Source organism: Paenibacillus terrae HPL-003, assembly GCF_000235585.1.
GTDB classification, from domain to species: domain Bacteria; phylum Bacillota; class Bacilli; order Paenibacillales; family Paenibacillaceae; genus Paenibacillus; species Paenibacillus terrae_B.
This window is the reverse complement of sequence record NC_016641.1, coordinates 5,979,895-5,993,703: the sequence shown is the minus strand read 5'-3', so window position 1 is coordinate 5,993,703 and position 13,809 is coordinate 5,979,895. Positions and strand designations below refer to the sequence as shown.

Sequence of the window (13,809 nt, the reverse complement as noted above, 5' to 3'; positions counted from 1 at the left end):
ACATGATGAGCAAGAGTCAATTCGCAGATAGAGGTCAAGGCCGGGAACTTTCCCGGCATGCGGCCCATGACATCGATGAAACTATACAGCAAGCCGCTCTATATGCGATTGAGCAACTGGTTGCATTCGCACAAAACCGGGGATTGGTTGGTCTGCAAGATACAGATTACAGCCGTAATCTGCTGCTGGAGCAGTTCGGGTTTTCGGAGCCTTATTCTGGCGGGGAGGCAGGGGGCATCACAGCCCCCGAAGTTCTTCAGCCAGTGCTTAATGTATTGATTGATTATGGGTATGCGATTGGACTTATATCGGAAAACACAGATACGTACCGTGATTTGCTGGATTCCAAAATCATGGGTCTGCTGATGGCAAGACCGTCTGAAGTCACCCGTGATTTTCACCAAACGGAGGCCGAACGAGGCATAGACGCAGCGACAGATGCTTTTTATCAATTGTCTATCGACTCGAATTACATCCGAATGGACCGCGTTGCCAGCAATGTGTACTGGAACCAGCAGACACCGTACGGGGATATGGAAATCACGATTAATCTGTCCAAGCCGGAGAAAAGTCCGAAGGAAATCGCAATGGCGAAGCTTCTTCCGCCGCCTGTCTATCCTAAATGTCAATTATGCCGTGAAAACGTTGGGTATGCCGGAAGGGTGAATCATCCGTCCCGCCAAAACCTGCGCATCATTCCGTTGGAATTGAACGGGGAACCGTGGTTTTTTCAATATTCGCCCTATGTGTACTACAACGAGCATTGTATTGTGTTCCATCACGATCATGTGCCGATGAAGCTTACGAAGGACACGCTGCGGCGGTTGCTGGCATTTACGAAAGCGTTCCCGCACTATTTTATCGGTTCCAATGCCGATCTGCCGATTGTTGGAGGATCTATTCTGACTCACGACCATTTTCAAGGTGGACGTCATACGTTTCCGATTGAAAAAGCGGGTGTGGACGTCTTGTACCGCAATGAAGCCTTCCCGCAGGTCACAGCAGGGGTTGTGAACTGGCCGATGTCCGTGATCCGCTTTACATCAACGGATGCCGAAGCATTGCTGGAGGCGGGGAATGCCGCTTTTGAAGCCTGGAAGGCTTACAGCGATCCCGCAGCCGATGTTCTCTCTCATACGGAGCAGGACGGAGAGATGGTGCCGCATAATACGGTGACACCGATTGTACGCCGGGATGCAGAAGGAAAGTACCAGATGGATCTGGTGCTGCGCAACAACCGGACGAGTGATGAGTACCCGGAAGGTATTTTTCATCCTCATCGCGAGATGCATCACATCAAAAAGGAAAACATCGGCCTGATCGAGGTTATGGGGCTTGCGATTTTACCGGGGCGGCTTAAGGATGAACTGGATGGTATTGCAGATATTCTATGCGGTAACGACGAGCTGGCTGTAGCTATGCAGCTGGATGGGCATCCGCTATTCAAGCATGCGGACTGGATTTACCAGTTGAACACCCGATTCGGTCGCCTGCCTGACAAGGAGACGGCTGTTCGCACTGTACAAAATGAAGTTGGACTGAAGTTCAGTGAAATTTTGGAGCATGCAGGAGTGTACAAGCGTGATTCGGAAGGTCAGCAAGCGTTTGGACGTTTTATAAAGCAACTGGGTTATACAATAGGGGAATAAAATAAATGCAGGCAGCGCATAATACTGTGCGAGAACCCTCCCAAGATATGACATGGAACCATGCTCCTTAAGGAGCATGGCTTTTTTCTGAAAAAGACGCAAATTTGTTTCCTGTAACTGAAAAGGTTATAATAGAGTAGTTTCTTAACATTAAACTTTGAAAAATATTGGAGGCGAACGGTTGCGATGAAAGCATTCGAATTTTATAATCCTACTCAATTGATCTTCGGTAAAGGGCAATTAGAGGCTCTCAAGCGTGAAGTTCCTAAATATGGTAAACGTGTACTGCTTGTATATGGAGGCGGCAGCATTAAGCGCAGCGGCTTGTATGATAATGTAATAAGTCTGCTTAAAGAGATTGGCGCAGAGGTAACGGAACTGGCTGGTGTAGAACCAAATCCTCGCTTGTCTACAGTACATAAAGGCGTGGAATTGTGTAAAACACATCAAATCGACCTCGTACTGGCTGTTGGCGGCGGTAGTGTGCTGGATTGCTCCAAAGCGATTGCTGTCGGGGCGAAATATGATGGCGACATGTGGGATTTTGCAGAGCGTAAAGCGTCTGCGCAGGCAGCATTGCCTTTAGGTACAGTTCTGACGATGGCAGCTACCGGTTCCGAAATGAACGCAGGTTCTGTCATTACGAACGAAGAAACACAGGAAAAACTGGGCTGGGGTAGCGTATTTGCGTTCCCTGCGTTTTCCATTCTTGATCCGGTGAACACGTATTCTCTGCCGCAGAATCAAACGGTGTACGGAATCGTGGACATGATGTCACATACGTTGGAGCATTACTTCCATTTGGAATCTAACACTCCGGTTCAGCTTGGCTGGTGTGAAACGATTTTGCGTACAGTTATTGATGCCGCTCCGGGTCTGGTCAACGATCTGGAAAACTACGAGCTGCGTGAAACGATTATGTTCTGTGGTACGATGGCGCTGAACGGCTTCCTGAACATGGGGCTGACAGGTGACTGGGCGACTCATAATATCGAGCATGCTGTGTCTGCTGTTTATGATATTCCACATGGCGGAGGACTGGCGATTCTGTTCCCGAACTGGATGAAGCACAATCTGCATGTGAAGCCTGAACGCTTCAAGCAACTGGCTGTGAATGTATTCCATGTAAACCCGGAAGGCAAAAGTGATGAACAAGTAGCACTCGAAGGTATTCAGGCGTTGCGTGATTTTTGGAACTCGATTGGTGCGCCAAGCCGTCTAGCTGATTATGACATTGATGATTCCAAAATCGACGTTATGGCTGATAAAGCCGTGAAATTCGGATCCTTTGGCGGATTTAACAAGCTGAATCGCGAAGATGTTGTGGAAATTTACAAAGCATCTCTGTAATCCAGTCATTCAGTCTTTGGATAGTTGTAAGCACGTTTGTACGTCATTAGACGTATGGACGTGCTTTTTTAGGTTTGATTTGGAATTTTAGAGGAAAATTTTGAAACTTTTTAAGGTTGAATACGTAAACATAGTTATAGGCTGGAAACCAGACTGAAAAGGTACATGGAAGGAGGAGCCGCATGGAAACTATATTTTGGTGGTTATTGGCAGGGGGCGCTATCTTTACCGTGGTCAGTGTGTTGATCGGGGATGTACTCGGTGGTTGGCTGAATGGATTGGAGCTTCCCGGCCTCGATTGGTTCAGACCCGTCGTCTTACTTGGAGCGATGACCGCTTTTGGCGGGGCTGGCGTACTGCTGACAAAATATACAGGGCTGAGCGCGAGTTGGGTCGTTATGTTTGCCCTTGCGATTGCGTTTGTGATCGGAGTGCTCGTATTTTTTGCGTTTATCAAGCCAATGGCGAACTCGGAGGTATCCAGCGGCTTCTCGATGCGTGAGCTCACTGGCAGGATCGGCGAGGTCACCATTCCAGTACCTGAGGTTGGTTACGGGGAGGTTATGATCCGCTTGGGTGCAGGCAACACCATACATACAGCATCTAGCTTTGATCACAAACCGCTAGCTGCGGGTACCCGTATCGTCGTGGTTGAGGTCGCAGAGGGTGTCGTCCGCGTAGCGTATCTGGACACGTAGACGGCGCATTCGCTTAACTTGAAGGGAGCGTGAACGGGAGTGTCAAGTTTGCAGGATATTGTGTTGGTCCCGGGGATTGTCGTCATCGTTATCGTCATATTAGGGATCGCTTTTTGGGCCCGTTACAAAACGGTAGGACCGGATGAAGGAATGATCGTGACGGGTTCATTTTTGGGAAATAAAAATATCTCCGAGGATGATTCTGGTCGCAAAATCAAAATTGTGCGCGGCGGTGGCGCTTTTATATGGCCTATTTTTCAGCAGTCCGAATTTATTTCTTTATTGTCCCACAAGCTGGATGTAACAACACCGGAAGTGTATACGGAGCAAGGAGTTCCCGTGATTGCAGACGGTGTGGCGATCATCAAGGTAGGCAGCTCCATTGAAGATGTAGCAACAGCAGCGGAGCAGTTCATCGGGAAGCCGCTGGAGGCCCTTAGGGGAGAGGCTCAAGAAGTGCTGGAGGGCCATTTACGTGCGATCCTCGGCTCGATGACGGTGGAGGAAGTATATCGTAATCGGGATCGGTTTGCGCAGGAAGTACAGGGCGTGGCGGCTCGCGATCTGAAAAAGATGGGGCTGCAAATTGTCTCGTTCACGATTAAAGATGTGCGTGATAAGCACGGATATCTGGATGCGCTTGGTAAGCCGAGAATTGCCGCCGTGAAACGGGATGCAGAAATTGCCGAAGCTGAGGCGGTAAGGGATGCCCGGATTCAAAAGGCGCGTGCGGAACAGGAAGGTCAGAAGGCTGAACTTTTGCGTGATACCAACATTGCCGAGGCAGCCAAGGAGAAGGAACTGAAAGTGGCCTCGTTTAAAAAGGAGCAGGATACAGCCAAGGCGGAAGCCGATCAGGCATATCACATTCAGGAGGCTCGAGCTAAGCAGACTGCCGTCGAAGAGCAGATGAAGGTCGAACTGGTGCGCAAGGAGCGGGAAATTGATCTTCAGACCAAGGAAATTCAGGTGCGTGAAAAGCAATATGATGCGGAAGTGAAGAAGAAGGCGGAAGCCGATCGGTATGCGGTAGAGCAAGCAGCGGAGGCGGATAAATCGCGAAAAATGCGTGAGGCGGAATCGCTGCAATACTCGATTGAGACACAGGCTAAAGCGTCAGCTGAACAAAAACGACTGAATGGGCAAGCGGAAGCGGATGCGGAACGCGCCAAAGGTACGGCGGATGCTGACGTCATCCGTTTACGTGGTCTGGCGGAGGCCGAGGCCAAGGAAAAGCTGGCGGAGGCGTTCCAGAAGTTTGGTGAGGCAGCCGTACTCGATATTATCGTGAAAATGCTGCCTGAACTGGCCGGCCGGATTGCCGAGCCGATTGCCTCCATTGATAAAATAACAGTTGTGGATACAGGCAAGGGAGAAGGAGCAGCGCGTGTCAGCAATTATGTCACAGAGCTAATGGCTACGGCTCCAGAGATGCTCAAGAGTGTGTCCGGTATTGATGTGGAGCAGTTAATTAAGGGGCTGACCACAGGGAAAAAGGGTCTTCATTCCGTACCGTCCTCCGGTGAAACGGATAAGCTGCACATTCATGCCCCGGTTGAGGTTGCGCCGCGGGATAAAGAATAGCCCCAGGCCTTTCAGGAGCAGATGCCCCTTAAACAGAAAGAACGCTTTTCATCACAGGTTTTTCCCGTTATTGTGATGAAAAGCGTTTTCTTTTTATTGACCTTTAGCGAAATATTTGGTACTTTAACGTGGATTCCTCTGAGCTTCATGCTCTAATTCTTAGGATCAAGGTTCAGATAAAAAGAGGTGCGGATGTGAGCAGCCTACAAGTGGCCAAAGCGCTGAATAACAATGTGATTATCGGGATGCATCCCGAGCATGATGAGGTAGTTGTGATTGGAAAAGGAATCGGTTTCAATCGCAAAAACGGCGATCTTATACCGTTGGATTCAGTTGAAAAATTATTTATATTAAAAAGCCATGAGGAGCAGGAGCAATACAAGCGATTGCTTCCCGAGCTGGATGAAAAGCTCATTGAGGTCATTGGTGAGGTGCTTCACCATGTTCAGCTTCAAGCGAAGAAGCCTCTAAATGAGCACATATTGATTGCTTTAACCGATCACATCGCCTTTTCCATTAATCGTCAGAAACAGGGCATTACGATCCATAACCCGTTTTTGTATGAAACGAGAGAAATTTACCCTCAGGAATACAAGATGGCTGAACAGGCAGTCTCTTTGATCAAGGACAAGATGGGTGTGGATCTGGGAGAAGATGAAATCGGATTCGTGGCCTTGCATATTTACAGTGCCATGACGAACCAGCATATTTCCGAGGTCAGGAAGGATTCTCGATTGATTGCTGATATGGTACAGGTAGTAGAGACTACGCTGGATTATCGCATTCCTCTCCAATCTCTGGATTACTCACGTCTGCTGACTCATCTGAGGTTTGCGATTGAACGTGTACGTCGGGGAGAGATTGTGCAGGAGATTTATCGATTGGACAAGCTTTTGAATGAAGAGTATCCGGAAATGTATATGTTATCCTGGAAGCTCACGAAGATTATGGAGAAAAGGCTTCGCAAATCCGTATATCCGGCTGAGGTTAGCTATTTGACGATGCATTTACAGCGGTTGTCCCAACGCAAAGAGCAGGGAGAGCAACGTTAGAACAGCTAGAATCGAAAAAAGTATTGCCTCACTTTTGGCAGAATGCTATAATAAATCTCGTAATGAGCAAGACAACAAATGAATATCTAACGTGTTACTGATTCGATCAGGCATGAGTTGTTTTAAGTTATGATTGTTTACAGCCTACTGGGGTAAGCTATATCCCAAGGTTGTGTTCAAACATACTTAATTCGGCTCATGCCTTTTTTGTTGTTTTGCCTCTGTATTCTAATTTTCAGAGAAGGAAGTGGAACGTATGTTTAAAAAGCTTTTCGGCGTTTTACAGCGTGTCGGCAAAGCTTTAATGCTTCCTGTAGCCATTTTGCCGGCTGCGGGACTTTTATTGGGGATCGGCAACATGCTGGTCAATCCCGATTTTCTCCAGTACATTCCGGCATTAAATGCGGGCTGGGTTCAATCGGTAGCGACGATCATGATGAATGCCGGACAAATTGTTTTTGATAATCTGGCACTGTTGTTTGCAGTCGGCGTAGCCGTCGGTCTGGCAGGCGGTGAAGGCGTAGCAGGTTTGGCTGCGATCATCGGTTATCTCGTTATGAATATTACATTGGGTACAGCCGTAGGCGTTACACCGGGTCTGATTGCTCAAAAAATACCGGGCTATGCGAACGTGTTGGGGATTCCAACGCTGCAAACCGGGGTGTTCGGCGGGATTATCATCGGTATACTGGCCGCGGCCATGTACAATCGCTTTTTCAAAATCGAGCTTCCTTCGTATCTGGGCTTTTTCGCGGGTAAGCGCTTCGTTCCGATTGCAACGGCAGTGTCTTCATTGCTAATCGGACTATTGCTGGTCATTGTGTGGCCTCCCGTACAACAAGGATTGAACGTTGTATCACACTTTATGGTTGACTCCAATCCGACACTGGCCGCTTTCATTTTTGGGGTCATTGAACGCTCACTTATTCCTTTCGGATTGCATCACATTTGGTATTCACCGTTCTGGTTTGAGTTTGGCGAATACGTGAATAAAGCCGGTCAAACGATTCATGGTGACCAGCAAATCTTCTTTAACCAGCTTCGCGATGGAGTTACTTTGACAGCAAGTACGTTCCAGGTTGGTAAGTTCCCATTCATGATGTTCGGTTTGCCAGCCGCAGCGTTTGCGATGTATCATGAAGCAAGACCAGAACACAAAAAATATGTAGCAGGTATTATGGGTTCAGCAGCATTGACTTCTTTCCTGACAGGGATTACGGAGCCACTGGAATTTTCCTTCCTGTTCGTAGCTCCACTGCTGTTCGCAGTGCATGCTGTGTTTGCAGGTCTGTCATTTATGACCATGCAAATTTTGAATGTTAAAATCGGTATGACCTTCTCTGGCGGATTTATCGACTTCCTGATTTTCGGGATTATTCCGAATCGTACGCCTTGGTGGTACGTCATCATCGTCGGTCTGATTTTGGCGGTTATCTACTACTTCGGATTCCGATTCATCATACGGAAGTTCAACCTGAAAACGCCAGGGCGTGAAGAAGCCACAGAAAATGTTGAAGGAGCCGCAGTCGGTACCACAGACGAGCTTCCGGGCAATATTTTGGCAGCCTTCGGCGGGTCGTCCAATATCAAGCATTTAGATGCTTGTATCACACGTCTTCGTATTGAAGTTAACGAGAAGTCCAATGTTGACAAGGCTCGTTTGAAACAGCTTGGCGCATCGGGTGTACTCGAAGTCGGCAACAACGTACAAGCCATTTTCGGTACACGTTCCGACACAATTAAAACGCAAATGGCTGATATTATGGCGGGACGTACACCTGCTCCGGCCCCGGCCCCGGCTCAACCTGCTCCGCAAGAAGAGAAGGAAGCTGGTGAACAAAAACAGACCATTATCGTTGAAGATATCGTGATGCCTGTTAACGGAGAATTGGTTGATATTTCCACTGTTCCCGATCCGGTATTTGCAGAACGTATGACAGGAGACGGTTTTGCTGTCGTGCCAAATGATGGAACGATTGTATCCCCTGTTTATGGTAAAGTATTCAATGTATTCCCTAGCAAGCATGCTATTGGTATCCAATCTGATGGCGGTAAAGAAGTGCTTGTTCATATCGGGGTAAACACAGTGAAGCTTAAAGGCCAAGGATTTGACGTTTTGGTGAACGAAGGCGATCTTGTGTCAGCCGGTCAGCCTATTATGAAAGTAGACCTGGAATACGTGAAGGCAAACGCAAAATCCATCATCTCACCAGTCATTTTTACCAACCTTCCAGAAGGTTCTTCGGTAACTTTAAACAAAACTGGAGTATTGAAGGCTGGCGAAGATGGTATAATTACGATAAAATAAACTCTATGTGTTTCGGATTAGTGATGAGGCGGCTTAGGTCGCCTCACATCGACCCGGTTTCACTACACGTATACAGCGTGTAAACAAATATTATCCATTAGGAAAGTGGGAGGAACAATTATGCAAACAACTTTTAGAATTACAGATGAAGACGGTATCCATGCACGTCCTGCAACTGCGCTGGTAAATACAGCTAACAAATTCAGCGGTGCTGAATCTTTTGCCGAAGCTAACGGTAAAAAAGTAACTTTGAAATCCATTCTGGGTGTATTGTCTCTTGGTCTGGAACAAGGAGATACCATCAACATCATCTGTGAAGGCGCTGAAGCTGCTGACGCTCTGAAAGCTCTTGAAAATGTAATCGTTAACGAAGGGCTGGGCGAAATTCATGCTTAAAATTTCCGGGATTGCCGCTTCGGCAGGCATCGCTATTGCCCGGGCGTTTATCTTGGAGCATCCGAATTACGCTGTTGAGAGACGCGCGGTTGGTGATGCTGAAGCTGAAATTGCAAGATTGGATGCGGCTTTAGTAGAATCTCAAACCGAATTGGAAGCGATTAAGGAGAAAACTTTACAGGAGCTGGGCGAGAAAAAAGCAGAGATTTTTGCTTCTCACCTGTTGATCCTGAATGATCCTGAACTGATCGATCCAGTTAAAGCTAAGATCAGAGACGAGCAGCTTAATGCTGACTACGCACTGAACGAGGTAGCTACACAGTTTATTTCCATGTTCGAAAACATGAAAAGTGCCTATTTGCAAGAACGCGCATCGGACATGCGTGATGTAACCAAGCGGATCCTGAATCACCTGCTTGGTGTTCATTTTGTCAGTCCTGCGGAAATTGCCGAAGAAACGATTGTACTTGCAGAAGATTTGACACCTTCCGACACAGCTCAGCTGAATCGCGAATTTGTTAAAGGTTTTGCAACCAATATCGGTGGACGTACTTCGCACTCGGCTATTATGGCTCGTTCACTTGAAATTCCTGCGGTTGTAGGAACTAAAAATATACTATCCCAAGCTAAAAGCGGCGATTTGATTATCGTCGACGGTCTGGATGGTCACGTATTTGTGAACCCTTCCGAAGAGATCGTTGCAGAATACCAGGCTAAACAGGTGGCATACGACAAGCAACGCGAAGAGTGGCGGAAGCTGCGCGGCGAAGCTACGGTTTCCGTCGATGGTGTGCACGTCGAACTGGCAGCCAATATCGGTACGCCTAACGATGTAGCTGGTGTACTGGATAACGGTGGCGAAGGCGTCGGCCTGTATCGTACTGAATTCTTGTACATGGGACGCGATAAGCTTCCATCCGAAGAAGTACAGTACACAGCATACAAAACCGTTCTGGAAAGAATGGAAGGCAAACCGGTTGTAGTCCGCACGTTGGACATCGGTGGCGACAAGGAGCTTCCTTATCTGGATCTGCCGAAGGAAATGAATCCGTTCCTCGGATTCCGTGCGATTCGTCTGTGTCTGGACCGTCAGGACATTTTCCGTACTCAATTGCGTGCTTTGCTGCGGGCAAGTGTACACGGTAACCTGCGGATCATGTTCCCGATGATTGCTACACTGAATGAATTCCGTGAATCCAAAGCTGTATTGCTGGAGGAAAAGGAAAAGCTGGTAGCCGAGGGTGTAGCCGTATCTGAAGAAATTCAGTTGGGCATCATGGTAGAAATTCCTTCTACAGCAGTATTGGCTGACCAATTCGCAAAAGAAGTTGATTTCTTCAGTATCGGTACGAATGATCTGATCCAATATACAATGGCTGCAGACCGTATGAACGAACGCGTGTCTTACTTGTATCAACCATACAATCCATCCATTCTGCGTCTGGTGAAAATGGTTATCGATGCAGCTCATCGTGAAGGACGTTGGGCTGGTATGTGTGGCGAAATGGCAGGGGATACAACAGCAATTCCGTTGCTGCTGGGTCTGGGACTTGATGAGTTCAGTATGAGCGCAACTTCCATTCTGCCAGCACGCAGTCTAATCTCCAAATTGTCCCGTGCGGACATGGAAAAACTGGCTGCAAAAGCTTTGGACATGCAAACAGCAGAACAGGTTGTTGAATTGGTTCAAAGCATCGAAGGCTAAGGAAGGGTATTACATTTCGAAGGTTATATCTTTTTCCAACAAAAAATTGCTGTCTACATACAGCAGCCGGTATCTATTTAGATACCGGCTTTTTTGCATGCCCAGAGTTGGAATTTGCTTTTAGCTGCATGAGCAATTCAATATAGGCTTGCGAGCTGCAGTTGCTTCGTCCAGTCGCGTGACTGGAGTGGTATATGGAGCATTCAGCACCAATTCAGGCGTTTCCTCCGCTTCCCGCGCAATTTGGATCATGGTGTCAATGAAGGCATCAAGCGTCTCCTTGCTTTCCGTTTCTGTCGGCTCGATCATGATACATTCCTCTACATTCAGCGGGAAATAAATGGTAGGCGGATGGTAGCCGAAATCGAGCAATCGCTTGGCAACATCAAGTGTACGCACTCCGAATTTCTTTAAGCCGCGTCCAGACATTACAAATTCGTGTTTGCAATACCCTGGATAAGGGATGTCAAAATGCGGAGCCAGCCGATGCAACATGTAATTGGCATTAAGTACGGCACATTCGGATACCCGCTTCAAGCCGTCAGGACCATAGCTGCGGATGTAGGCATAGGCACGGACGAGAATACCGAAGTTGCCGTAAAAGGCTTTGACCCGTCCGATGGAATCGCCCTGTTCTCGGTCCCAGTGGTACGTGCCCTGCGGATCTCGCACGACAAGCGGCTTGGGCAAATACGGAATAAGCCGGTGCTTTACCCCCACAGGTCCCGCACCGGGTCCGCCTCCGCCATGTGGGGTACTCATCGTTTTGTGCAAATTGAGATGCACTACGTCAAAGCCCATATCCCCGGGGCGGGTGATCCCCATAATGGCGTTGGAGTTCGCGCCATCATAGTAGAGCAGGCCACCCGCTTCATGCACAATCGCGGCAATGTCAGCGATTTGCTTCTCAAACAGCCCGAGCGTGTTCGGGTTGGTTAGCATAAGCGCAGCGGTGTCGTTGCCTACGGCTTGACGCAGCGCGTCCAGATCCACCAGCCCCTGCGGTGTGGAGGGGAGGGTGACCGTTTCGAAGCCTGCCACAGCGGCGCTGGCGGGGTTCGTTCCGTGCGAGGAATCCGGCACGAGCACCTTGGTACGTCGCTCACCACGTGCTTCGTGGTAGGAGCGGATCATCATCAGCCCGGTCCATTCGCCATGGGCGCCCGCGGCGGGCTGAAGGGTGACGGCATCCATGCCGGTTAACGCGGCCAGATCGTTTTGAAGCGTATGGAGCAGCGCCATGGCGCCTTGGATGCTGTCCTCCGGCTGGTACGGATGGATTTTGGCGAAGCCTGCATAACGGGCGACATCCTCGTTCACCTTGGGATTGTATTTCATCGTACAGGAGCCGAGTGGATAAAATCCGTTGTCCACGCCAAAATTACGCCGTGATAGGGCGGTATAATGTCGAATAACGTCTACTTCGTATACCTCGGGCAATGCCGCAGGCTCGCTGCGCTGCGCATAATCCGGCAAAAGCTCTGTCACCGGATGCCGGGGAACATCGCATTCAGGCAGGGAATAGGCGATACGGCCCGGTTTGCTCAATTCAAAAATGAGCGCCTGATCTTGTCCTGTAGTATGCGTCATAGCAATCCCTCCAAGGTGTGCACGAATTGGTCGATCTCTTCCTTTGTCCGTTGCTCTGTCACGGCAATCAGTATGTGACCTGCATATTCCTCATAATTCCGGCCCATATCGTAGCCGCCGATAAATCCAGCAGCAAGCAATCCGGCTTGCAGCTTATTTATATCCGTACCCTCAGGTAACCGAAGGGCAAACTCGTTAAAGGTGGGTGCGGTAAAGGAGGCGGTTACGCCCTTCAAACCGAGTAATTGCTCCAATGCGTAGCGGCTTTTGTGCAAGTTTAGCTCGGCTACTTCCGCGATGCCCTGCCTACCCATGACGGACAAATACACAGAGGCAGATAAAGCGAGCAGCGCCTGATTGGAGCATATGTTAGAGGTGGCCTTTTCCCGGCGGATATGCTGTTCCCGTGCCTGCAAGGTCAGGACGAAGCCACGTTTGCCGCTGCGGTCTGTGGTCTGTCCCACAATACGGCCGGGGATACGGCGCATATGCGCCTGAGAAACGGCAAAGTAGCCGCAGGTCGGGCCGCCGAGGGAGGAGGAGATGCCAAGCGGCTGCGCGTCTCCTACGACAATATCCGCATCCTGCTTGCCGGGTGCTTCCAGCAGGCCTAACGCCAGCGGATTGGCGCTGACGACCATAAGACCCTTGTGCGCATGGATCAGGTCAGCCATCGGCTTCAGATTTTCCACGGCCCCGAAAAAATTAGGGCTTTGGACCAAAACAGCTGCCGTCTGTTCCGATAGGGCTGTTGCTAATGCTTTCACGTCGGTTACACCGTCTGCACAGCCAATCTCCACGATATCCAAATCCAGCCCGCGCGCATAGGCAGCCAACACCTGACGTGCCTCCGGATGGACGGCCCGCGATACGATGAGCTGCTTGCGGCGGGTGGCAGCGGCGGCCAATGAGCCCGCTTCTGCCAACGCAGTCGCTCCATCATACATACTGGCATTGGCTACAGCCATGCCTGTTAATTCGCATATATACGATTGAAATTCGAAGATGGCTTGCAGCTCGCCCTGGCTTACCTCCGGCTGATAAGGAGTGTAGGCCGTATAAAATTCCGAACGTGAAATGATATGCTGGATGACGGATGGAATATGATGATCGTAAATCCCTGCGCCGAGAAAGCTGACGTGCGTGTCTGTATTGGCATTTTGCCCGGCCAGCCCTGATAAGTGGAGAGTTAAGGCTCTTTCGTCTAACCGAGAAGACAGGGGAAGCTCCCCTTTATACCGGATTGCCTCAGGAATATCGCTGAATAGATCGTCGATAGACGATGCGCCGACCACGCGCAGCATTTCGGTTTGGTCCTGTTCAGTCATGGGAAGATAACGATGCTGTTTCATTCGGTCTGGCTCCTTTCAACCAACAAAAATCGTAAAAACGTAAAACGGTTAACCAATAATTAATAAACGATTGCCAACTGTGCAGCGTTTAGTAACGGATCACGATAGTTATAGTAAGCCCAGCA

The 13,809-nt window shown here is 49.1% G+C and carries 10 protein-coding genes; 8 read left to right on the top strand and 2 right to left on the bottom strand.

The features are described 5' to 3' along the window. The first annotated feature begins 5 nt into the window (after positions 1 to 5). The 8 genes from HPL003_RS26560 (at position 6) to ptsP (ending at position 10,742) form a co-directional block, all read left to right on the top strand. On the top strand, positions 6 to 1,649 hold the full coding sequence (locus HPL003_RS26560) for a UDP-glucose--hexose-1-phosphate uridylyltransferase (RefSeq protein ID WP_014282911.1): 1,644 nt from the start codon (positions 6 to 8) through the stop codon (positions 1,647 to 1,649). A 186-nt stretch (positions 1,650 to 1,835) separates the two neighbouring features. Continuing rightward, positions 1,836 to 2,999, top strand: coding sequence for an iron-containing alcohol dehydrogenase (locus HPL003_RS26555; protein WP_014282910.1), 1,164 nt, complete (start codon positions 1,836 to 1,838; stop codon positions 2,997 to 2,999). A 182-nt stretch (positions 3,000 to 3,181) separates the two neighbouring features. Further along, positions 3,182 to 3,697 (top strand): NfeD family membrane protein, encoded by a 516-nt coding sequence (locus tag HPL003_RS26550; protein WP_014282909.1) that lies wholly within the window; start codon positions 3,182 to 3,184, stop codon positions 3,695 to 3,697. Positions 3,698 to 3,745: 48 nt separating this feature from the next. Next, complete coding sequence (locus HPL003_RS26545) at positions 3,746 to 5,281, top strand: flotillin family protein (RefSeq protein ID WP_014282908.1); 1,536 nt, start codon at positions 3,746 to 3,748, stop codon at positions 5,279 to 5,281. Positions 5,282 to 5,475: 194 nt separating this feature from the next. Next, positions 5,476 to 6,333, top strand: a complete 858-nt coding sequence (gene glcT / locus HPL003_RS26540; RefSeq protein ID WP_014282907.1) for a glucose PTS transporter transcription antiterminator GlcT — start codon at positions 5,476 to 5,478, stop codon at positions 6,331 to 6,333. 256 nt (positions 6,334 to 6,589) lie between these two features. After that, positions 6,590 to 8,641 carry a glucose-specific PTS transporter subunit IIBC gene (gene ptsG, locus HPL003_RS26535; RefSeq protein WP_014282906.1) on the top strand — a complete coding sequence of 684 codons (2,052 nt, stop codon included), beginning with the start codon at positions 6,590 to 6,592 and terminating at the stop codon, positions 8,639 to 8,641. Between the two features lie 120 nt (positions 8,642 to 8,761). After that, complete coding sequence (locus HPL003_RS26530; RefSeq protein WP_014282905.1) at positions 8,762 to 9,037, top strand: HPr family phosphocarrier protein; 276 nt, start codon at positions 8,762 to 8,764, stop codon at positions 9,035 to 9,037. Next, positions 9,030 to 10,742 (top strand): phosphoenolpyruvate--protein phosphotransferase, encoded by a 1,713-nt coding sequence (gene ptsP, locus HPL003_RS26525; RefSeq protein ID WP_014282904.1) that lies wholly within the window; start codon positions 9,030 to 9,032, stop codon positions 10,740 to 10,742. The genes HPL003_RS26530 and ptsP overlap by 8 nt, the downstream gene beginning before the upstream one ends. A 120-nt stretch (positions 10,743 to 10,862) precedes the next feature. Here the strand turns inward: ptsP and gcvPB are convergent, their stop codons facing one another. Together gcvPB and gcvPA are read right to left on the bottom strand one after the other, a co-directional pair. Continuing rightward, positions 10,863 to 12,332 (bottom strand): aminomethyl-transferring glycine dehydrogenase subunit GcvPB, encoded by a 1,470-nt coding sequence (gene gcvPB / locus HPL003_RS26520; RefSeq protein WP_014282903.1) that lies wholly within the window; start codon positions 12,330 to 12,332, stop codon positions 10,863 to 10,865. Next, positions 12,329 to 13,684: an aminomethyl-transferring glycine dehydrogenase subunit GcvPA gene (gene gcvPA / locus HPL003_RS26515; protein ID WP_014282902.1), complete on the bottom strand. Its 1,356-nt coding sequence runs from the start codon at positions 13,682 to 13,684 to the stop codon at positions 12,329 to 12,331. The genes gcvPB and gcvPA overlap by 4 nt, the downstream gene beginning before the upstream one ends. Positions 13,685 to 13,809: the final 125 nt, after the last annotated feature.

Excerpts from the sequence above, each read along its gene's own strand:
- ptsP (WP_014282904.1), top strand. The coding sequence starts at position 9,030 with ATGCTTAAAATTTCCGGGATTGCCGCTTCGGCAGGCATCGCTATTGCC.
- HPL003_RS26530 (WP_014282905.1), top strand. The coding sequence starts at position 8,762 with ATGCAAACAACTTTTAGAATTACAGATGAAGACGGTATCCATGCACGT.
- HPL003_RS26555 (WP_014282910.1), top strand. The coding sequence starts at position 1,836 with ATGAAAGCATTCGAATTTTATAATCCTACTCAATTGATCTTCGGTAAA.
- ptsG (WP_014282906.1), top strand. The coding sequence starts at position 6,590 with ATGTTTAAAAAGCTTTTCGGCGTTTTACAGCGTGTCGGCAAAGCTTTA.
- HPL003_RS26560 (WP_014282911.1), top strand. The coding sequence starts at position 6 with ATGAGCAAGAGTCAATTCGCAGATAGAGGTCAAGGCCGGGAACTTTCC.
- HPL003_RS26550 (WP_014282909.1), top strand. The coding sequence starts at position 3,182 with ATGGAAACTATATTTTGGTGGTTATTGGCAGGGGGCGCTATCTTTACC.
- gcvPA (WP_014282902.1), bottom strand. The coding sequence starts at position 13,684 with ATGAAACAGCATCGTTATCTTCCCATGACTGAACAGGACCAAACCGAA.
- gcvPB (WP_014282903.1), bottom strand. The coding sequence starts at position 12,332 with ATGACGCATACTACAGGACAAGATCAGGCGCTCATTTTTGAATTGAGC.